Source organism: Ramlibacter monticola (genome assembly GCF_016722785.1).
Lineage (GTDB): Bacteria > Pseudomonadota > Gammaproteobacteria > Burkholderiales > Burkholderiaceae_C > Ramlibacter > Ramlibacter monticola.
This window is the reverse complement of sequence record NZ_JAEQNE010000002.1, coordinates 509,029-528,323: the sequence shown is the minus strand read 5'-3', so window position 1 is coordinate 528,323 and position 19,295 is coordinate 509,029. Positions and strand designations below refer to the sequence as shown.

The following is a 19,295-nucleotide window of genomic DNA, read 5'->3' as shown; positions in this document are numbered from 1 at the left end:
AAGCGGAGGGGGCGAGCGCCTTCGGGCGGCCGTGCGGCGCTCATAGCGTGATTTCCTCTCCCAGCGTCCAGCGCGCCGACCACGCCGGCCAGGTGCCGCGCGGCGTGTCGGCCGGGCAGCGGTGGGCGAAGACCGGCTGCGCCTCCACCGGCCCGAGCTGCTGCGGCTCCACCTGCAGCGGCTCGGGGCCGAGGTTCAGTTCCAGCGACAGCATGCGGCCGTCGTCGTAGCGCCATTGCACCGCGAGGCCGCGCGCGCCGATGCGCTGGGACGAATGCCGGCCCGTGAGCAGCTGCTGCTGCCGCGGCGTGATCCACTTGCGGCGCGCGGCCAGCGCGGCGCGGACCAGCTCCAGCCGCTCGCGGCCCTCCGGCGTGCGCGCGTGGGCGGGATCGGGCCGGCTGGCGTCGAAGGTGTCGCTGCTGCAGGGATCCGGCAGGTCGCGGCCGTCCCCGTGGCCGAATTCGCGCTTGCGTCCTTCCCGCACGGCCTCGCGCAGCTCGCCTTCCCAGTCCGCGAAATAGAGGAAGGGCTCGCGCGCGCCCCATTCCTCGCCGAAGAACAGCATGGGGATGGCCGGCGTCAGCAGCGACAGCAGGGTCGGCAGCGCCGCGGCCTCGGGCGGCACCAGCTGGGCGAGCCGTTCGCCGCGCGCGCGGTTGCCGATCTGGTCGTGGTTGTGCGCGAAGTTCACCAGCGTGCACAGCGGCTGCGGCGCCGCGGGTTCGATGTGCACGCGCCGGCCGCCTTCCTTGCGCGGCGAGCCCTCGAACAGCATGCCGTGCGTGAAGGCGCGCCCCAGCAGGTCCAGGGGCGCGGCGCCGTAGTCGTGGTAGTAGCGCTGCGTCTCGCCCGTGAGCGCCACGTGCAGCGCGTGGTGGAAATCGTCGTTCCACTGGGCGTCGAAGCGCCCGGGCTGCGCCGCGGGCGCGAGGCTGGCATGGCCGTTGTCCTCGTTCTCCAGCACCAGGTGCACGTGGCGGCCGTGGGTGGCCTGGCGCACGCGCTCGGACAGCTCCTGCAGGATGTGCTTCGCGCTGCCCTCGTCGTGGATGGCGTGCACGGCGTCCAGCCGCAGGCCGTCGAAGCGGTATTCCTGCAGCCAGTAGAGCGCGTTGTGGAGGAAGAACTCGCGCACCTGGTGGCTGTCGGGCCCGTCGAAGTTGAGCGCCGCGCCCCAGGGGCTGGTCTTGGTCTTCGAGAAGAACTCGGGGGCGTAGAGCGGCAGGTAGTTGCCGTCCGGCCCGAAGTGGTTGTAGACCACGTCCAGCAACACCATGAGGCCGAGGCGGTGCGCCTGCTGCACGAAGCGCTTCAGTTCGTCGGGCGTGCCGTAGGCGTCGTGCGGCGCGTAGGGCAGCACGCCGTCGTAGCCCCAGCCGAAGCGCCCGCCGAAATTGGCGACCGGCATGAGTTCGACCGCGGTGATGCCGAGTTCCACGAGGTGCTGCAGCCGCCCGGCGGCGGCTTCGAAGGTGCCCTCCGGCGTGAAGGTGCCCACGTGCAGTTCGTAGAGCACGGCTTCGTTCCAGGGCCGGCCGGTCCAGCCGGCCTCCCACTCGAACTGGCGCGGGTCCACCACGCAGCTGGGGCCGTGCGGGCCTTCCGGGTTCTGCCGCGAGGCCGGGTCGGGCACCAGCTGCCTGTCGTCGATGCGCCAGCGGTACATGGTGCCGGCCGTGGCGTGCGCGACGTGGCATTCCCACCAGCCTTCCGCATCCGCCTCGGCGGGATGGATCTCGGGCGGCGCGCTGCCCCGGTCCAGCGCCACGTCGGCCATGCGCGCGGCGGGCGCCCACAGCCGGAAGGTGACGCCTCCCTTGTCCAGGCGGACGCCGAAAGGCATGTCGTGTTGGCAGCGCAAGATCAGTCCTCCACCACCTGCGTCAGCAGCGCCATCGAATGGGCCGGGAGTTCCAGCTTGTCGCCGGCGCCGAAGCTGGGAGCGCCGGCTTCGCCGACGAGACCTTCGGGGGTGTGCACGCGCAGGGACCAGTCGCCGGGATGGCCGGCCGACTCGGGCAGGGTGAAGGTCACGTCCTCGCCGGTGGCGTTGAACACCAGCAGCACCGAGCAGCGCGTGCCGTCGGCGCACGGCGACGCGAAGCGGGCGTCCAGCACCGCCGCCACGCAGCGCACCGCCGGATTGGTCCACTCCTCGCCCGTCATCTCGGTGCCCCAGACGCTGTACCAGACCACGTCGCGGCGGCCCTCGGCGTCCGGCACGCCACTGAGCCAGGCGGGCTGGCGCAGCACGGGGAGTTCGCGGCGCAGGCGGATCATGCCCGCGGTGAAGTCGATCAGCGGGTCCTGGCGGCGCTCCCCGCTCCAGTCGAACCAGCTCACCGGGTTGTCCTGGCAGTAGGCGTTGTTGTTGCCGCCCTGGGTGCGGCTCATCTCGTCGCCGGCGAGCAGGAGGGGGACCCCGCGCGAGGCGAACAGGGTGGCGAGGAAGTTGCGCTTCTGCCGCTCGCGGAAGGCGAGGATCCCGGGATCGTCGGTGGGCCCCTCGACGCCGCAGTTCCAGCTGCGGTTGTGGCTCTCGCCATCGCGGTTGTCCTCGGCGTTCGCCTCGTTGTGCTTGTCGTTGTAGCTCACGAGGTCGTGCAGCGTGAAGCCGTCGTGCACCGTCACGATGTTGACGCTGGCGCGCGGCGAACGGCGCGAATGCGAGTAGATGTCCGCGGAGCCGCACAGGGCGGCGGCGAAGTCGCCCAGGCTGCCCTCGCTGCCGCGCCAGTAGTCGCGCATGCGGTCGCGGTACTGCCCGTTCCATTCGCTCCAGCCCTGGGGGAAGCCGCCGACCTGGTAGCCGTGGTCGCCCAGGTCCCAGGGTTCGGCCACCAGCTTCACCCGCTTGAGGACCGGGTCCTGCGCGACGGCCGACAGGAAGGGGCCGCGGTGGTCGAAGCCACCGTGGGCGTTGCGCCCCAGCGCCGGCGCCAGGTCGAAGCGGAAACCGTCGACGTGCATCTCCTCCACCCAGTAGCGCAGGCTGTCCATGATCAGCCGCAGCATGGCGGGATGGCTGGCATTCAGGGTGTTGCCGGTGCCCGTGAAGTCCATGTAGTGGCGGTGCCCCTCCGTCAGCCGGTAGTAGCTGCGGTTGTCGATGCCCTTGAAGCAGAGCGTCGGCCCCAGGTGGTTGCCCTCGCAGGTGTGGTTGTAGACCACGTCGAGGATGACTTCCAGCCCCTCGGCGTGCAGGGCCTTCACCATCCGTCGGAACTCGTGCGGATCGCCGCCGGAGAGGTAGCGCGGCTCCGGCGCGAAGAATCCGATGGAGTTGTACCCCCAGTAGTTGGCCAGGCCCAGGTCGATCAGGCGCCGTTCGTCGTTGAAGGTCTGCACCGGCAGCAGTTGCACGGAGGTCACGCCCAGGTGCTTCAGGTGCGCGATGGCCGGCTCGGTCGCGAGGCCGGCGAAGGTGCCGCGCAGGTTTTCGGGCACTTCCGGCATCTGGCGGGTGAAGCCGCGGACGTGCACTTCGTAGAAGACCGTGTCCTCCATGAGGATGGCCGGGTGGCGGTCGTCGCCCCAGTCGAAGTGCGGATCCACCACGATGCACTTGGCCGCGCCGGGCGCGTTGTCGGTGGTGTCCATCAGCAGGTCGCGCTTCTCGTTGCCGAGCGGATAGGCGTACTGCCAGGCCGCGCCGCGCAGCGGGCGGTCGATCGCCTTCGCGTAAGGGTCGAGCAGCAGCTTGTGCGGATTGCAGCGCCAGCCGTGGTGCGGGTCGTAGCGCCCGTGCACGCGCAGCCCGTAGAGCTGGCCCGCCTGCAGGCCCGGCACGAAGCCGTGCCAGATGTCGTCCGTGCGCGCGGGCAGGGCGATGCGCCGTTCCTCCCGGGTGCCGCTGCGGTCGAACAGGCAGATCTCCACCCGCTCGGCGGCGCCGGCATGGACGGCGAAATTGACGCCGTCCTCGTGGAGGGTGGCGCCCAATGGCCATGCGCTGCCGCTGGGACAGGCGGCGTTGGCCCCGGCTTCGGCCGGTTGACTGCTGACGCGATGCGCGCGGGACTTGCCGACGGCTCGCGCCGTCATGCAGCCAGCTCCATCCTCGGCACCGCTTCACCGAACTGCGCGTCTTCGTCCATCGGCGCCAGGAAGGGCGGATGGATGCTGATGGCGGGATAGGCGCCGGCCGGCACCACGACGATGCCCGAGGGCGTGATCGGGAAGCGGCGGCGGTCCTGCTCGAGGTCGAAGCCGATCCTCTCGTCGGGCGGGATGTCGTTGTCCTGGTCGATGATGGCGCGCCGGATCCGGGCACCGCGGCCGATGCGCGAGCGCTCCATCACGATGCAGTGCTCCAGCCGGGCGCCGCGCTCCACCAGCACCGAGCGGCGCAGCATCGCATGGTCCAGCTCGGCGCCGTCGATGATGCTGCCCGAGCCGACCACCGAGCGGTTGATCACGCCGTTCTCGATCTGCGCCGATTCGGCCTGGTCGGGGCTGGCGTAGATCGGCCAGCGGCGGTTGGTCATGCGGAAGCGAGGCTGGGCCCCCAGCGTGTCGAAGTGCGCCTGGTAGTAGGCGTCGATGGTGCCGACGTCGCGCCAGTAGGCGTGCTCCTCGTAGGGCTCGGTGCCCGGGATCTCGTTGGTGGCGAAGTCGTAGGCCACCAGCTTGTGGCTGTTCACCATGGCCGGCAGGATGTGCTTGCCGAAGTCGGTTTCGCCGCTCTCGTGCATGCGCTTGAGCTGGCGCAGCAGCACGTCCGCATTGAAGATGTAGTTGCCCATCGACGCCAGGGCATGGGTGCGGCTGCCGGGCATCGGCTGGGTGGTAGCCGGCTTTTCCTTGAAGTCGATGATGCGGTGGTCGTCATCGACGTGGACGATGCCGAACTGGTTGCATTCGTCCAGCGGCACCGGAATGGTCGCGACGCTCGCGTGGGCATTGCTCTTGACGTGGAAGTCGATCATCTGCCGCACGTCCATGCGGTAGATGTGGTCAGCGCCGAACACCGCCACGATGTCGGGCTGCATGCTCTCGATCAGGTGCAGGTTCTGGTACACCGCGTCCGCCGTGCCCTGGAACCACGCCGGGCCGTGGCGCATCTGCGGCGGCACCACCGTGATGAACTGCTGCGGGATGAAGCGCGCCATGGTCCACGAATGGCGCACGTGCTCGATCAGGGACTGCGACTTGTACTGCACCAGCAGGTAGATCGAATAGATTTCCGAATTCACCAGGTTGGACAGCACGAAGTCCACGATGCGGTGCTTGCCGTTGAAGGGGACGGCCGGCTTGCAACGGTTGGCGGTCAGGGGGTGCAGGCGGGAGCCTTCACCGCCGGCCATGACGAAGGCCAGTACGTTTCTATTGGCGGGCATGGGGAACTTCCTGGTTGGAGAGGGGACGGCTGGAGAGGATCACGGTGCCCAGTGGCGGCACGGTGACAAGGGCGCTGGCCGGCCAGCCGCCCACCGGGTGGGCGGTGGCGTGCACGCGCCCCATGTTGCCGACGCCGCTTCCGCCGTAGAAGGCGGCGTCGCTGTTCAGGATCTCGTGCCAGGTCCCGGGCTCGGGCATCGCGACGCGCAGCGCGTGGCGCGGCTCCGGGGTCATGTTGCAGATCACGACCGCCATGTCCTGTTCGGACCGGCCGCGCCGCAGGAAGGTGAGGACCGTGGTCTCGTGGCGCTCGCAGGGCAGCCAGCTGAAGCCGTGGCCGTCGAAGTCGGTGCAGTGCAGGGCGTTCAGGCCGCGGTAGGCCGCGTTGAGGTCGGCGACCCAGCGCGCGAGGCCCGCGTGGTAGGGGCGCGCCCAGAGGTGCCAGTCGAGGGTGCGGTCGTGGTGCCACTCGTCGAGCTGGCCGAACTCGCAGCCCATGAAGAGCAGCTTCTTGCCCGGATGGGACCACATGTAGCCGTACAGGTTGCGCAGGCCGGCGAAACGCTGCCATTCGTCGCCGGGCTGCTTGCCGATCATGCTGCCCTTGCCGTAGACGACCTCGTCGTGCGACAGCGGCAGGATGAAGTTCTCGTGGAAAGCGTAGACCATCGAGAAGCGGACGTCGTCGTTGTGCCAGTGCCGGTAGAAGTGCGGCCGCGACATGTAGCGCAGCGTGTCGTTCATCCAGCCCATGTTCCACTTCATGCCGAAGCCCAGGCCGCCCCATTCCACCGGACGCGACACGGCCGGCCAGGCGGTCGATTCCTCCGCGATCATGTGCACGTCGGGGAAGTGGGAGTAGACGGTGGTGTTCAGGTCTTGCAAGAAGCGCACCGCGTCGTGGTTCTCGCGACCGCCGTGCTGGTTGGGGATCCACTCCCCCTGGCGGCGCGCATAGTCGAGATAGAGCATGGACGCGACCGCGTCCACGCGCAGGCCGTCGAAGTGGTACTTCTCCAGCCAGAACAGCGCGTTGGAGATCAGGAAGTCGCGCACCTCGTAGCGGCCGTAGTTGAAGATCAGGCTGTTCCACTCCGGGTGGAAGCCGCGCCGCGGATCCTCGTGCTCGTACAGCGCCGTGCCGTCGAAGCGCGCCAGCGCGTGCGGGTCGGCCGGGAAGTGGGAGGGCACCCAGTCGAGGAAGACGCCGATGCCCTGCTGGTGCAGCGTGTCGACGAAGGCCATCAGGTCCTGCGGCGTGCCGTAGCGCGAGGTGGGTGCGTAGTAGCCGGTGGTCTGGTAGCCCCAGGAGCCGTAGAAGGGATGCTCCGTGACCGGCATCAGCTCCACGTGCGTGAAGCCCATGTTGTGGCAGTGCGTGGCGAGCCGGTTGGCGAGCTCGCGGTAGTTGAGGAAGCGGCCGTCCTCCTCGCGCTGCCACGAGCCGAGGTGCACCTCGTAGATGGAGATCGGCGCGGTGTGCGCCTGGCGCTGCCAGCGCGTCTGCATCCACTCCTGGTCGGTCCAGTGGTGCGACAGGTCCCACACCTGCGAGGCCGTGCCAGGCGCCGGCTCCATGCGGAATGCGTAGGGGTCGGCCTTGTCCATCCAGTGGCCCCAGGCGTTCTGGATCCGGAACTTGTAGCAGTCGCCGCTGCGCACGCCCGCGATGAAGCCGCTCCAGCGGCCACTGCCGTCGTCGACGCGCTGCAGCGGCTGACTATTCCAGTGGTTGAAGCTGCCGATCACGCCCACATTCCGTGCGGTGGGCGCCCAAACGGTGAACCACGTCCCTTTCTCGGTGCAGTGCGCCCCCATCACCTCGAACTGTCGATGGTGATGGCTGGCGCGGCGGTGGACCTGCAGGTCCCCGCGCTGAATGGATGGGGTGCTCTTCTCCTCTTGCTGCAAGTGGGGCTTCATGGCCTTCGTCGCTTTGTCAGCAGGCCATTCTGGAATTGCGCAGCCGCGCGCGATGAAGGAAGCACCGACCAAGCGGCGTAGGCCGGAACCTACATACGGACCAGAAGGGAATCGTCGGTCCGGCGTCGGCGCGTTACCGACGTCGAGTTCGGCGCGGACGCCAGGCTCGACTCAGACGCCGAGGTAGTGCTCTAGCAGTTGCGGCTGGGCGTGCAGTTCGGCCGAGGTGCCTTCGAAGGCGACCGTGCCCTTCACCAGGATCACGTTGCGGTCGGTGACCTGGGTGACCTGCTTCCAGGCCTTGTCGACGATGACGCTCGAGATGCCGCTGGCGCGGATCAGCCCGCAGATGCGCCAGATCTCTCGCGCGATCTTCGGCGCGAGCCCTTCCGTGGCCTCGTCGAGGATGAGCACGTCGGGATTGGTCATCAGCGCGCGGCCGATCGTGAGCATCTGCTGTTCGCCGCCGGACAGCTGCTGGCCGCCATGGTTGAGGCGTTCGCTGAGCCGGGGGAAGGTGTCGAGCACGCGCTCGTAGGTCCAGTCGCGCTGGCCGCGCGTGCCGGGCCGCGCGGCCATCACGAGGTTCTCCCTCACGCTGAGATTGCCGAAGATGCCGCGGCCTTCCGGCACGTAGGCGATGCCACGCTGCGCCACCTCGTAGGGGGGCCGGCCGACCATGTCGCGGCCCTTGACCTCGACGGTCCCGCCGCGCGGCGGGACGATTCCCATCAGGGACTTCAGCAGGGTGGTCTTGCCCATGCCGTTGCGGCCCATGAGGCCGATGGTCTCGCCGCGGTCCACGTGGAAGTCGATGCCGCGCAGGATGTGGCTGGCGCCGTAATACGTGTGCACGCCGCGCGCCGCGATCAGGCGTTCGCGTTCAGCCATGTTCTTCCTCGCCCAAATACGCGGACTGCACTTGCGGGTCGGCGCGCACCTGCGCCGGCGTGCCGCTCGCGATCACCTGGCCGTTGACCATCACCGTCAGGTGGTCGGCCAGCGTGAACACCGCGTCCATGTCGTGTTCCACCAGCATCATCGCGTGGTCCTTCTTCAGGCGCAGCAGCAGTTCGACCATGCGCTCGGCCTCCGCCGTGCCCATCCCGGCCAGCGGCTCGTCGAGCAGCAGGACCTGGGGATCGGTGGCGAGCGTCATCGCGATCTCCAACTGGCGCTGCTCGCCGTGGCTGGTGGCGGCGGCGACCTGGTGGCGGCGCTGCTGCAGGCCCGCGAGTTCGAGCGCGCGCTCGGCGCGTTCGTTGGCCTCGCCCACGCTGCTCGCCAGCTTCAACCAGCGCGCCGCGTTCGGCGTGCGCGACTGCGCCGCGAGCCGGATGTTCTCCCACACGGTGAAGGGCAGGAAGATGTTGGTCTTCTGATAGCTGCGGCCCAGGCCCGCGCGCGAGATGCGCTCCGGGTTCCAGCCGGTCACGTCCCGACCCGCGAGCGTCACCGTGCCGGTGGTGGGCGCGATGTCGCCGGACAGCAGGTTGGTCAGGGTCGACTTGCCGGCACCGTTGGGGCCGATCACCGCGTGGATGCGGTCGCGCCAGAGCTCCACCGTCACGTCGTGCACGGCGGCGAGGCCGCCGAAGCGCTTGGTGATGTTGCGGGCGGCGAGCAGGGTCTCAGGCATCGGGCACCTCCTCGCCGAGCGGCGCCGCGACGGGCGTGGCGCGCGGCTCGCGCCGGCGCAGCAGGTGCTCCAGCACGCCCAGCAGGCCGCGCGGCGCGAAGGCCACCACCAGCACGATGAAGAGGCCCATCCACAACTGCCAGTGCTTGCCGGCATCGAAGCCGCCGACGCTGGGCAGGTCCTTGAAGGCATGCAGCAGGTACTCGAAGGCGAAGGCGCCGGCGATGGCGCCCGCGAAGTTGCCCATGCCGCCCAGGATCACCATCATGATGGCGTGCGCGCTCATGTGGAAGCCCATGAGCTCCGGGTTGACGAAGCCGGTCTGCGCGCCCCACAGGTAGCCCGCGAGCCCGGCCAGCGCGCCCGAGAGCGTGAAGGCGGCGAGCTTGTAGCCGAAGGTGCTGAAGCCCATCGCGCGCATGCGGTGCTCGTTGACGCGGATGCCGGCGAGCGCGCGGCCGAAGGGGCTGAACAGCAGCCGGCGCAGGAACAGGTAGACCAGCGCCAGCACGGCGAGCGTGAAGTAGTAGAAGACGCGCTTGCTCTCCAGGTCGAACAGGTGCGCATTCGGCTTGAAGTTGATGTAGATGCCGTCGGAGCCGCCCAGCGCCTTGTTGTCGAAGAACAGGAAGAACACCATCTGCGCGAAGGCCATGGTGACCATGATGAAGTAGATGCCCCGGGTGCGGACCACGAAGAAGCCGATCACCAGGGCGCCGAGACCCGACGCGGCGACCGCCAGCGGCAGCGTCCACCACAGGCTCACCGGCCCATCCTGCGGCGTGAGGAAGGCGAGGGCGTAGCCGGCGAGCCCGAAGTAGGCGGCGTGCCCCAGCGAAACGAGGCCGGTCACGCCCTGCAGCAGATCCAGGCTCATCGCGAAGATCGCTAGGATCATCATCCGCGCGACCATCTGGGTGTAGAAATCCGTCCCGACGAAGGGGAAGGCGAGCAGGGCGATCAGGCCCAGCACCACCACCACCTGCAGGCTGCGCGGCAGGGTTTCGAGGTTTGCTTTGACTGCGCTCACTGCTTGAAGAGTCCTTCGGGTTTCCAGAGCAGCACGGCGGCCATCAGCATGTAGACCAGCATGCCCGCGAGCGACGGCAGCAGCACCTTGCCGAAGGTGTCCACCAGGCCGACCAGCAGGGCGGAGATGAGCGCGCCGCGCACCGAGCCGATGCCGCCGATCACCACCACCACGAAGCACATGATCAGCACCTGCGAGCCCATGTTGGGATAGACGCTGGAGATCGGCGCGGCGATCATGCCGGCGATGCTGGCGAGCCCGACGCCCAGCGCGAAGACCACCGCGTGGATCAGCTTCACGTTGATGCCCAGCGCTTCCGTCATCCCGTGGTTGAAGGCGCCGGCGCGGATCTTCATGCCCAGGCGCGTCTTCGAGATCAGGAAGTACAGCCCGATCGCCAGCACGACGCAGACCGCGGACATGAACAGCCGGTACACCGGATAGGACAGGTTGTCCGTCAACGGGATCGATGCCGAGAGCAACTGCGGGATCGGCGCCCCGTGCACGTCGTCGCCCCACAGGATGGAGCGCATCTCCTCGAAGATGTAGATCAGGCCGAAGGTGAGCAGCACCTGGTCGAGGTGGTCGCGGTGGTAGAAGTGGCGGAACAGGATGCGTTCGAGCACCAGCCCGAACAGCACCGACAGCGCCGTGCCGAGCACGATGGCGAGCACCAGGCTGCCGGTCTTCGCGGAGAGCGACCAGGCGAGGTAGGCGCCCAGCATGTAGAAGCTGCCGTGGGCGAGGTTGACCACGCCCATGATCCCGAAGATCAGCGTGAGGCCGGCGGCCAGCATGAACAGCAGCAGGCCGTACTGCACGCTGTTCAGGAGCTGGATGAAGAAGTTGGCGAAATCCATTGGGCAACAAATTCGTCATCCCCGCGCAGGCGGGGATCCAGTGCTCCCTGGATGCCGGGCTGCGCCCGGCACGACTTCTTCAGATTGCGCGGGCTGGCTCAGGCGGCCAGCTTGCACCCCGCGCCCGAATCGGACAAGGCCTTCGCCGCCACGCCGACCACCTTGTTCTCGCCCTTTTCGGCGCGGCGCAGGTAGATGTCCTGCACGGGGTTGTGGGCCTTGCTCATGGTCCACTTGCCGCGCGGGCTGTCGATGGTGGCGCTCTCGAGCGCCTTGTACAGCGCCTCCTTGCTGCCGATGTCGCCCTTCACCGCCGCCAGGCCCTGCGCCAGCAGTTGGCCCGCGTCGTACCCCTGCACCGCGTACACGTCCGGCTGCAGCTTGAAGTTCGTCGCATAGGCTGTGCGGAACTGCTTGTTGCGCGGCGTGTCCAGCGAATCGCTGTAGTGCAGGGCGGTCATCACGCCCTCGGCGGCGGGGCCGGCGGCATCCAGCACGCCTTCGGTCAGGAAGCCGGAGCCCCACAGCGGGATCTTGTCCTTCAGGCCGGCCGCTGCGTAGTCCTTCATGAACTTCGCGGCCGCGCCGCCGGCGAAGAAGCACGCCACCGCGTCGGGACGCAGCGAGGCGATCTCGGTGAGCAGTGCCTGGAACTCCACCTGCGGGAAGGGCAGGCCGAGTTCCTTGACGACCGTGCCTCCGGCCTTGGTGAAGCTCTCGCGGAAGCCTTCGAAGGCCTCGTCGCCGGCCGCGTACTTGTGCGTGATCCACACGGCCTTGCGGATGCCCTTGTCGAACATCGGCTTGCCGAGGGCCAGCGTGGGCTGGCTGTTGGTGAACGACGTGCGGAACACGTTGGGCGCGCACAGCGCGCGCGTCGCCGCGTGCGCGCCGGCGTTCGGGATGATGCTCAGCACGCCGCTTTCACGCGCGACGCGCTGGATGCCCATCTGCACGCCGGAGTGCACGGTGCCGATCAGGACATCCACCTTGTCCCGCTGCACCAGGCGGTTGGCGTTCTCCACGCCCTTGGACGGCTCCGATTCATCGTCGACCTTGAACCACTCGATCTCGCGGCCGCCCAGCTTGCCGCCCTTCTCGCTGATGGCCATGCGCACGCCGTTCTCGATGGCGACACCCAGGGCGGCATACGTGCCGGTGTAGGGCAGCATGAAGCCCACCCGGATCTTGTTCGACTGCGCTCGCACGATCTGCGGCAGCAGCAGTCCGGTGGAGGCTGCGCCGACAAGGGCGGCACCGCGGGAGAGTACGAGGCGGCGGGTCGTCATGAAAGCTCCTTCGTTAGAGCGGCGTGCGAGAGGGAGAGAGCGCGCCGGGTCTTGTGGATTCGTTGCCGGAGAAATTGTGGATGCATGCGGCGCGCCTGCGCCACATGGCTTTCCCTCACGCAGCCGCTTGCGCGCGCAGCTTGAAGCGCTGGATCTTGCCGGTCGCCGTCTTCGGCAGCTCGGGGACGAAAGCGATCCAACGCGGGTACTTGTAGGGCGCGAGCCGCGTCTTCACGTGCGCCTGCAGGTCGTCCGCGGAAGCCTGCCGGCCGGACTTCAGCACGACGTACGCCTTGGGCTTCACGAGTCCGTCCTGGTCCGACACGCCGATCACCGCGACCTCGAGCACCGCGTCGTGCGTCATGAGGCAGGCCTCCACCTCGAAGGGCGACACGTAGATGCCGCCCACCTTCAGCATGTCGTCGCTGCGGCCGCCGTAGGTGTAGTAGCCATCGGCGTCGCGGGTGTACTTGTCGCCGCTGCGCGTCCAGTCGCCGGCGAAGGTGCTCTTGGTCTTCGCCCGGTTGTTCCAGTACATGATGGCGGCGCTCGGGCCGTGGATCTGCAGTTCGCCGATCTCGCCGGCGCCGCACTCGCGGCCGTCGTCGCCGACGATGCGCAGTTCGTAGCCCGGCACGGCCTGGCCCGTCGTGCCGTAGCGCACCTGGCCGGGACGGTTGGACAGGAAGATGTGCAGCATCTCGGTGGAGCCGATGCCGTCCAGGATCTCGGTGCCGTACTCGGAGGTCCAGCGCTTGCCGATCTCCTCGGGCAGGGCCTCGCCGGCGCTGGTGCACACGCGCACCTTGAGCTCGGACTTCTTCGGCCGGTTCGGGTCGGCCAGCAGCGCCGCATAGAGCGTGGGCACGCCGTAGAAGATGGTGGGCTGGTATTTCTTCAGCACGCCGAACACGTCGGCCGGCGTGGGGCGGTTCGGGAGCAGCACCGTCGTCGCCCCGACACTCATGGGAAAGGTGAGCGCGTTGCCGAGGCCGTAGGCGAAGAACAGCTTGGCGGCCGAATACACGACGTCGTCCTCGCGGATGCCCAGGATGGCGCGCCCATAGAGTTCGGCGGTCTGGACCAGGTGGCTGTGCAGGTGCACCGTGCCCTTGGGCATGCCGGTGGAGCCGCTGGAATAGAGCCAGAAGCAGGTGTCGTCGCTGCAGGTGCCCGCGACTTCCGCGTCCGGCTGGCCCGAGGCGATCATGTGGGCGACGGAGTTCGGGCCCGTCTCGCCGGCGATCACCATCTGCTGCAGCGTGGAGATCCGGCCGATCAGGGGTTCGAAGGTGGGCAGCAGCGGCTTCGACACGAACAGCACCTGCGCGCGCGAATCGCGCAGCATGAAGTCGAAATCCTTCGTGGTGAGCAGCGTGTTCGCCGCGATCGGCACCACGCCGGCCAGGATGCTGCCGAGGAACACGACCGGCCACTCCAGCGTGTCCAGCATCGCGACCATCACGCGCGTCTCCGGAGCGATGCCGCGCTGGCGCAGGGTGCTGGCGAAGCGATGCGCCTGGTCGGCCAGCTCGCCGTAAGTGAGCTGCTGGCCGGTGGCCGCGTCGATGTACGCGACCTTGTCGGGACGTGCGGCGTTGCGCTGGAGCAGGTCGTGCGCGGCGTTGTAGTCGCGCGGGATCTCCAGCCGGGGCGGGCTGGTGCTGTGGTCGGCGTGGCTCAGGTGCATGCTTGTCTCCTCATGGGCCGCGAAGCCGGTCGCGGCCCTTGTCTCTGGTCGCCGGGATGCCGACGGCTCCCGCGTGTTCTTGTCGTGCCGGCGCTCCCCGTGGCGCTACGCTGGCAACTGCTACGCATCCACCTTCTGCGTTGCCGCGAGGGCTTCCTTCAGCCACTCGCGACACCACGCCGTGCCCAGTTCCTCCGGCATCGTGCCCGCGCTCGCGTCGTGGCACCACACCTCGCCGATGCGCCGGGCCCCCAGGCCCTGCAGGCGCTCGTCGAACTTGCGGCCGCCGAAGCAGAAGGTCTGTGCGTAGGTGCGATCGCCCAGGGCGATCACGCCGTAACGCACATGGCCCAGGAACTTCGGCCGGCTGTCCAGCGATTCGTACAGCGCCCGGGCGTTGTCCGGGACGTCGCCCGAACCGTAGGTGGACGCGCAGATGAGATATAACGCATCTTCATCGAAGACGTCAATGTCCAGACCGTCCATGAGGACAACTTCAATGTCCTGCGTCAGATCTGCGCAGTCCATCTGTATGGCTTGGGCGACGTAATCGGCGGTGCTGGTCATCGTGCCGACCAGGATCTTGAGTTTCATGCGCGTCCGTTCAGATGCAGTAAATTGCTTGACAGCCTCTCTGGAGGAAGCATACTGCAATATTGATCCAGCGCAATGCCTTTGTCGATCAACCTGCGTAGCCCATGACAGAAACCGAACCCCGCGCCACCCTGGCCGAGCTCGGCGCGCGCGTGCGGGCCTGGCGCGCCCGCCGGGGCATGACGCGCAAGCAGCTCGCCGCCGACTCCGGCCTGTCCGAGCGTTTCCTCGCCGACGTCGAAACCGGCAAGGGCAACGTGTCGATCAACTCGCTCGAAGCCGCGGCGGGCGCCCTCAACATCACCATCCTCGACCTGCTGCAGGACCCGCCGCGTCCCCCCGTGGCGCGCGTGCAGGCCCTGCTGGGCCGGCTCGACGAATACCAGCTGGAGCAGGCCTATTCGCTGCTGGCCTCGTCCTTCGGCCTGGCCGACGTGCACGGGCGCGAACAGCGCATCGCCCTCGTGGGCCTGCGCGGCGCCGGCAAGACGACGCTGGGCGGGCAGCTCGCGGCCCAGCGCGGCGTGCCCTTCGTCGAACTCGATCGCGAGATCGAGCGCGAGGCGGGCACCAGCATGGCGGAGATCCTGCTGCTGCACGGCCAGGCGGGCTACCGCCGCTACGAGCGCCGCGCCCTGCTGCGCATCGCCGAGGAACACGCCGAGGGCGTGGTGATGACCACCGGCGGCAGCATCGTCAGCGAGCGCGAGACCTTCGACCTGCTGCAGACCCACTTCTACTGCGTGTGGGTGAAGGCCAGCCCCGAGGAACACATGAGCCGCGTGGTGGCGCAGGGCGACATGCGCCCCTTCAAGGCCGCGCGCGGCGAGGAGGGCGACGTCTCGCGCGCCGCGATGCACGAGGCGCTGGAGGACCTGCGCCGCATCCTCGCCAGCCGCGAACCCCTCTACGCGCGCGCCGACGCGGTGGTGGACACCGCGGCGCGCACCATCAAGCAATCCCTGAAGGACCTGGAGCGGGCCGTGCCCGCGGACCAGGGCCTGAGCGTGGAGCGTTGAGCCGAGCATGACCACCATCGACCTGCAGGCCAGGATCCCCAACAACGTCAACCTGGCCGGCAACCGCCAGCTGCAGCGCGCGCTCGAGCACTGGCAGCCCGCCTTCCTGCGCTGGTGGGACGAGATGGGGCCCAGCGATTTCCGCGTGAGCGACGTCTACCTGCGCACCGCCGTGGGCGTGGACGCGCAGGGCTGGGCCCAGTACGGCTACACCGCGATGCCCGAGTACCGCTGGGGCATCTTCCTCGCCGACCGGCAGGAAGGCCGCAGGATCGGCTTCGGCGACTTCATGGGCCAGGAGGCCTGGCAGGAAGTGCCGGGCGAATTCCGCTCCACCTTCCGCCGCCTGATCGTGACGCAGGGCGACACCGAGCCGGCCTCGGTCGAACAGCAGCGCCTGCTGGGGCACACGGCGCCCTCGCTCTACGACCTGCGCAACCTGTTCCAGGTGAACGTGGAAGAGGGCCGCCACCTGTGGGCCATGGTCTACCTGCTGCACGCGCACTTCGGCCGCGACGGCCGCGAGGAGGCCGAGGAACTGCTGGCGCGGCACTCCGGCGACCCCGACAAGCCGCGCATCCTGGGCACTTTCAACGAGCCCATGGACAACTGGCTGTCCTTCTTCATGTTCACCTATTTCACGGACCGCGACGGCAAGTTCCAGCTCAAGAGCTTTGCGGAGAGCGCGTTCGACCCGCTGGCGCGCACCTGCCAATTCATGCTGACGGAGGAAGCCCACCACATGTTCGTGGGCGAGACCGGCGTCGGCCGCGTGATCCGGCGCACGCTGGAGGTGATGAAGGAACTGGGCACCGACGACTGGCAGAAGGTGCGCAATGCGGGCGCGATCGACCTGCCCACCATCCAGAAGTTCATGAACTTCTGGTTCACCAGCTCGCTGGACCTCTTCGGCTCCGAGGCTTCGTCCAACGCCGCCAACTACTTCAGCAACGGCATCAAGGCCCGGCCGGACGAGGGCCGCTTCGCCGACCACGTCGAGGCCGAGACCACCATGACCCTCCAGGTGCCGGACGGGCAGGGCGGCGTGAAGGACGAAACGATCACGGTCCGCAACGGAATCAACGAGATCACGCGGCTGGAGTACGCCAAGGACTGCAACATCGGGGTGACGCGCTGGAACATGGCCGTCAAGCGGGCCGGCATTCCCTTCGAGTTCCAGCTGCCGTCCACGCGCTTCCGCCGCCAGGTGGGCGCCTGGGCGGGCCGGCCCACCGACCCGCAGGGCCGGCCGATCGCCGCCGCCGAATTCGAGGCGCGCAAGGGGGACTGGCTGCCGACCGAGGCGGACGTCGCCTTCGTCAAGAGCCTGATGCAGCGCGTGACGGAGCCCGGCAGGATGGCCGCCTGGATCGCACCGCCCGACCGCGGCATCAATGCGCAGCCGGTCGAATACGAATACGTGAAGCTGTAGACGGGAAAGGGCGGCCGCGGCCGCCCTTTCCCGTCGTTCCCGAAGCCTCAGGCCGCCAGCAGCCGCGGCTCGTGTTCGTGATGCACCCGGAACAGCGAGACCGCGTGCACCAGCCGCTCCGCCTGCCGGCTCAGGCTCTCGGCGGCGGCGGCCGCTTCCTCCACCAGCGAGGCATTGCTCTGCGTCACGCGGTCGATCTGCGTCACCGCCTGGCTCACCTCCGCGATGCCCTTCGTCTGCTCCTGCGTCGCGCTGCTGATCTCGGCCAGCAGCAGCGTCATCTGCTGCACCTGCTCCACGACTTCCTTCATGCTGTCGCCGGCGTGCACCGCCTGCTGTTCGCCGGCCTGCACCTTGTGCACGCTGGCCTCGATCAGCGTCTTGATCTCCTTGGCCGCGGCGGCGCTGCGCTGCGCCAGGCTGCGCACCTCGCTGGCCACCACCGCGAAGCCGCGTCCCTGGTCGCCCGCCCGGGCTGCTTCCACCGCGGCGTTCAACGCCAGGATGTTGGTCTGGAAGGCGATGCCGTCGATCACGCCGATGATGTCGGTGATGCGGCGGCTGGATTCGGTGATGCCCGCCATCGTGCCCACCAGCTGGCTGACCGCGTCGCCGCTGGCCGCGGCCGAGCGGCTCGCGGTGGACGCCATCTCGCTCACGGCGCGGGTCGTGTCGGCGTTGGCGCGGACGGTGGCGCTGATCTGCTCCATCGAGGCCGCGGTCTGCTGCAGGTTGCTGGCCTGCGTTTCGGTGCGCTGGCTCAGGTCCTGGTTGCCGGTGGCGATCTGGCTGGTCCCGGTGGCGATGCTCTCGCTGGACTGGCGCACGGTCGCCACCAGCGCCGTCAGGCTGGAGTTCATCTGCGCCAGCGCTTCCAGCAGCTGGGCCGCCTCGTCGCTGCCATGCACGTCGATCTGCGAACTGAGGTCGCCCTTGGCCACCGTGCGCGCGACCTCCACCGCGCGGCGCAGGCGCTGCACGATGCTGCGACTGAGCAGCCAGCTGAGGACGGTCAGCACCACGGCCGACAGGAGGATGGAGACGGAGATGGCCACCTTGGCGAACTGGGAGGACCCCGTGCTGTCTTCGTGCGCGGCGCGGGAACGCTCCTCGATCAGGGTGCTGAACGCCTCCATCTCCTTTTCCAGGCTCTTGAAGGCGACCATGAAATCGCCCAGCTGCGCAACCGCCGCGGCGCGGTCGCTGAAGGCCAGCGCCACCAGCGCCTTCGAGCGTGCGAGGTACTGCTCCAGCGACGGCTTCGCCTTGGCCAGGGCGGCGCGCGATTTCGGATCCAGGTCCATCGCTGCCAGCCGGTTCAGGGCCTCCTCGAACACCTTCGCGTGGTCGTGCAGGTCGCCGCGGATCGCCTCCGCGGCACCGCTCTTGCCTTCCTGGCTGGCCATGAGGGCGGCCAGCACGTCCGCCCGCAGGGCGTCGTGCCCCATGTCCACCTCCATCTGGCTCTTGAGGGCCGCTTCCGCCTGCAGCATCTGGGCGGAGCTCGCCTCCTGGTAGCTGGTGGCGACGAAGCCGGTGGCGCCCACCGTGACGACGAAGATCAGCGCCAGCAGCGCCAAGCCCGTGAGCTTGCGTGCGATGGTGAGCTGGAACCCCATGAGTTTTTTCCCCTCTCTCGAATGCATTTGTTTGATCGACAGGCTTGACTTTGCCTTGTAAGAAAAGGTAAGGCGAGCTCGAACGTATCACGGTGCCGGGGGTGGGGCGACGGCACGAGCGTGCCGAGGCGGCCCGGAACGGGGGGAAAGCGTCCAGGCGGTCGGCGATGGGGGATGAGCGGCGTCGCGCGGGGCCGACGAAGGAGGAGGAACCGTGCCTGCGAATGCGCGCCGCCGCGGGCGGGAAGGAGTGCGCATCGTAGAATGCGGGCCGTCGGAGCGTAGCGCAGTCTGGTAGCGCATCTGCTTTGGGAGCAGAGGGTCGCAGGTTCGAATCCTGTCGCTCCGACCATCCAATCGTCCGCATGAGGACGTCAACTCCGCGGAGCCAACACCGTCGGAAGGATCCCACCAAGCGTCCGAACAGCCCACTGCGCGGCCCGGCCGCCCTGAAGCGCTCGCTACTCCAGTTCCAGCTCGAGGCGGATGGAGCGGCGCTCGCTCGGATAGCTCTCGATGTTCGTCAGTTCCATCATCAGCTCGATGGCGACGTTGAGCCTTTCGTTGGCGAAGGCGCGGCGGCGCAGGGCTTCTTGCCTCCACTCGTGCGGCGGAGGGTCGCCCAGGGCGCAGTCGTAGCGTTCCCAGGCCGCATCGAGTTCCCTTTCGATGCCGCGCGCGGCAGCATCCGCTGCCTTCCATGCGTCGTACGCATCGTCCAGCTCGTTCTTCATTCTTCCCATTCCCCCGACATCAGGGGCCGCCGAACCTGCGTGCGAGCCACCTGCCGGTCGATGCTAATGCGCCGCCCTCCCTGGCCGCGGCGACCGGAGGAGAATGTGACGAATGCGGCAGCC

At 68.5% G+C, this 19,295-nt stretch carries 15 protein-coding genes and 1 tRNA gene; 3 read left to right on the top strand and 13 right to left on the bottom strand.

Annotated elements, in window-relative coordinates; genetic code table 11:
* Window positions 1-40: 40 nt before the first annotated feature.
* From treZ to JJ685_RS10420, 11 genes are all read right to left on the bottom strand, one after another.
* Window positions 41-1,846 (bottom strand): malto-oligosyltrehalose trehalohydrolase, encoded by a 1,806-nt coding sequence (gene treZ / locus JJ685_RS10470; protein WP_236598870.1) that lies wholly within the window; start codon window positions 1,844-1,846, stop codon window positions 41-43.
* Between the two features lie 20 nt (window positions 1,847-1,866).
* Window positions 1,867-4,047, bottom strand: coding sequence for a glycogen debranching protein GlgX (gene glgX / locus JJ685_RS10465; RefSeq protein ID WP_201674179.1), 2,181 nt, complete (start codon window positions 4,045-4,047; stop codon window positions 1,867-1,869).
* On the bottom strand, window positions 4,044-5,342 hold the full coding sequence (gene glgC, locus JJ685_RS10460) for a glucose-1-phosphate adenylyltransferase (protein ID WP_201674178.1): 1,299 nt from the start codon (window positions 5,340-5,342) through the stop codon (window positions 4,044-4,046). Before glgC ends, glgX begins: the two co-directional genes overlap by 4 nt.
* On the bottom strand, window positions 5,329-7,266 hold the full coding sequence (gene glgB / locus JJ685_RS10455) for a 1,4-alpha-glucan branching protein GlgB (protein WP_201674177.1): 1,938 nt from the start codon (window positions 7,264-7,266) through the stop codon (window positions 5,329-5,331). Before glgB ends, glgC begins: the two co-directional genes overlap by 14 nt.
* A 171-nt stretch (window positions 7,267-7,437) precedes the next feature.
* A complete protein-coding gene (locus JJ685_RS10450) occupies window positions 7,438-8,157 on the bottom strand; it encodes an ABC transporter ATP-binding protein (RefSeq protein WP_201674176.1) in 720 nt (239 codons plus the stop codon).
* The gene (locus JJ685_RS10445) at window positions 8,150-8,905 is read right to left on the bottom strand and encodes an ABC transporter ATP-binding protein (RefSeq protein ID WP_201674175.1); all 756 of its coding nucleotides are present in this window, start codon (window positions 8,903-8,905) and stop codon (window positions 8,150-8,152) included. Before JJ685_RS10445 ends, JJ685_RS10450 begins: the two co-directional genes overlap by 8 nt.
* Window positions 8,898-9,935 (bottom strand): branched-chain amino acid ABC transporter permease, encoded by a 1,038-nt coding sequence (locus tag JJ685_RS10440; protein ID WP_201674174.1) that lies wholly within the window; start codon window positions 9,933-9,935, stop codon window positions 8,898-8,900. Before JJ685_RS10440 ends, JJ685_RS10445 begins: the two co-directional genes overlap by 8 nt.
* Complete coding sequence (locus JJ685_RS10435; protein WP_201674173.1) at window positions 9,932-10,795, bottom strand: branched-chain amino acid ABC transporter permease; 864 nt, start codon at window positions 10,793-10,795, stop codon at window positions 9,932-9,934. The genes JJ685_RS10440 and JJ685_RS10435 overlap by 4 nt, the downstream gene beginning before the upstream one ends.
* A 98-nt stretch (window positions 10,796-10,893) precedes the next feature.
* Complete coding sequence (locus tag JJ685_RS10430; RefSeq protein WP_201674172.1) at window positions 10,894-12,084, bottom strand: ABC transporter substrate-binding protein; 1,191 nt, start codon at window positions 12,082-12,084, stop codon at window positions 10,894-10,896.
* Between the two features lie 115 nt (window positions 12,085-12,199).
* Window positions 12,200-13,774 carry a benzoate-CoA ligase family protein gene (locus JJ685_RS10425; protein WP_201674171.1) on the bottom strand — a complete coding sequence of 525 codons (1,575 nt, stop codon included), beginning with the start codon at window positions 13,772-13,774 and terminating at the stop codon, window positions 12,200-12,202.
* A gap of 120 nt (window positions 13,775-13,894) precedes the next feature.
* Window positions 13,895-14,368: a flavodoxin domain-containing protein gene (locus tag JJ685_RS10420; protein ID WP_201674170.1), complete on the bottom strand. Its 474-nt coding sequence runs from the start codon at window positions 14,366-14,368 to the stop codon at window positions 13,895-13,897.
* 104 nt (window positions 14,369-14,472) lie between these two features.
* On the opposite strand from JJ685_RS10420, the gene JJ685_RS10415 reads away from it, so the two are divergent.
* Together JJ685_RS10415 and boxB are read left to right on the top strand one after the other, a co-directional pair.
* The gene (locus tag JJ685_RS10415) at window positions 14,473-15,387 is read left to right on the top strand and encodes a helix-turn-helix transcriptional regulator (RefSeq protein WP_201674169.1); all 915 of its coding nucleotides are present in this window, start codon (window positions 14,473-14,475) and stop codon (window positions 15,385-15,387) included.
* A gap of 7 nt (window positions 15,388-15,394) precedes the next feature.
* The gene (gene boxB / locus JJ685_RS10410) at window positions 15,395-16,819 is read left to right on the top strand and encodes a benzoyl-CoA 2,3-epoxidase subunit BoxB (protein ID WP_201674168.1); all 1,425 of its coding nucleotides are present in this window, start codon (window positions 15,395-15,397) and stop codon (window positions 16,817-16,819) included.
* A 47-nt stretch (window positions 16,820-16,866) separates the two neighbouring features.
* Here the strand turns inward: boxB and JJ685_RS10405 are convergent, their stop codons facing one another.
* Window positions 16,867-18,438 (bottom strand): methyl-accepting chemotaxis protein, encoded by a 1,572-nt coding sequence (locus JJ685_RS10405; protein ID WP_236598869.1) that lies wholly within the window; start codon window positions 18,436-18,438, stop codon window positions 16,867-16,869.
* Between the two features lie 275 nt (window positions 18,439-18,713).
* Between JJ685_RS10405 and JJ685_RS10400 the strand changes: the two genes are divergently transcribed.
* Window positions 18,714-18,790 (top strand) — tRNA-Pro (locus JJ685_RS10400).
* Between the two features lie 109 nt (window positions 18,791-18,899).
* On the opposite strand, the gene JJ685_RS10395 is transcribed toward JJ685_RS10400, so the two are convergent.
* Complete coding sequence (locus JJ685_RS10395) at window positions 18,900-19,172, bottom strand: hypothetical protein (protein ID WP_201674167.1); 273 nt, start codon at window positions 19,170-19,172, stop codon at window positions 18,900-18,902.
* Window positions 19,173-19,295: the final 123 nt, after the last annotated feature.

What these genes read in the sequence shown, in the direction of transcription:
- treZ (WP_236598870.1), bottom strand. Translation starts at nt 1,846, where the DNA reads ATGCCTTTCGGCGTCCGCCTGGACAAGGGAGGCGTCACCTTCCGGCTG.
- glgX (WP_201674179.1), bottom strand. Translation starts at nt 4,047, where the DNA reads ATGACGGCGCGAGCCGTCGGCAAGTCCCGCGCGCATCGCGTCAGCAGT.
- glgC (WP_201674178.1), bottom strand. Translation starts at nt 5,342, where the DNA reads ATGCCCGCCAATAGAAACGTACTGGCCTTCGTCATGGCCGGCGGTGAA.
- glgB (WP_201674177.1), bottom strand. Translation starts at nt 7,266, where the DNA reads ATGAAGCCCCACTTGCAGCAAGAGGAGAAGAGCACCCCATCCATTCAG.
- JJ685_RS10450 (WP_201674176.1), bottom strand. Translation starts at nt 8,157, where the DNA reads ATGGCTGAACGCGAACGCCTGATCGCGGCGCGCGGCGTGCACACGTAT.
- JJ685_RS10445 (WP_201674175.1), bottom strand. Translation starts at nt 8,905, where the DNA reads ATGCCTGAGACCCTGCTCGCCGCCCGCAACATCACCAAGCGCTTCGGC.
- JJ685_RS10435 (WP_201674173.1), bottom strand. Translation starts at nt 10,795, where the DNA reads ATGGATTTCGCCAACTTCTTCATCCAGCTCCTGAACAGCGTGCAGTAC.
- JJ685_RS10430 (WP_201674172.1), bottom strand. Translation starts at nt 12,084, where the DNA reads ATGACGACCCGCCGCCTCGTACTCTCCCGCGGTGCCGCCCTTGTCGGC.
- JJ685_RS10425 (WP_201674171.1), bottom strand. Translation starts at nt 13,774, where the DNA reads ATGCACCTGAGCCACGCCGACCACAGCACCAGCCCGCCCCGGCTGGAG.
- JJ685_RS10420 (WP_201674170.1), bottom strand. Translation starts at nt 14,368, where the DNA reads ATGAAACTCAAGATCCTGGTCGGCACGATGACCAGCACCGCCGATTAC.
- JJ685_RS10415 (WP_201674169.1), top strand. Translation starts at nt 14,473, where the DNA reads ATGACAGAAACCGAACCCCGCGCCACCCTGGCCGAGCTCGGCGCGCGC.
- boxB (WP_201674168.1), top strand. Translation starts at nt 15,395, where the DNA reads ATGACCACCATCGACCTGCAGGCCAGGATCCCCAACAACGTCAACCTG.
- JJ685_RS10405 (WP_236598869.1), bottom strand. Translation starts at nt 18,438, where the DNA reads ATGGGGTTCCAGCTCACCATCGCACGCAAGCTCACGGGCTTGGCGCTG.
- JJ685_RS10395 (WP_201674167.1), bottom strand. Translation starts at nt 19,172, where the DNA reads ATGAAGAACGAGCTGGACGATGCGTACGACGCATGGAAGGCAGCGGAT.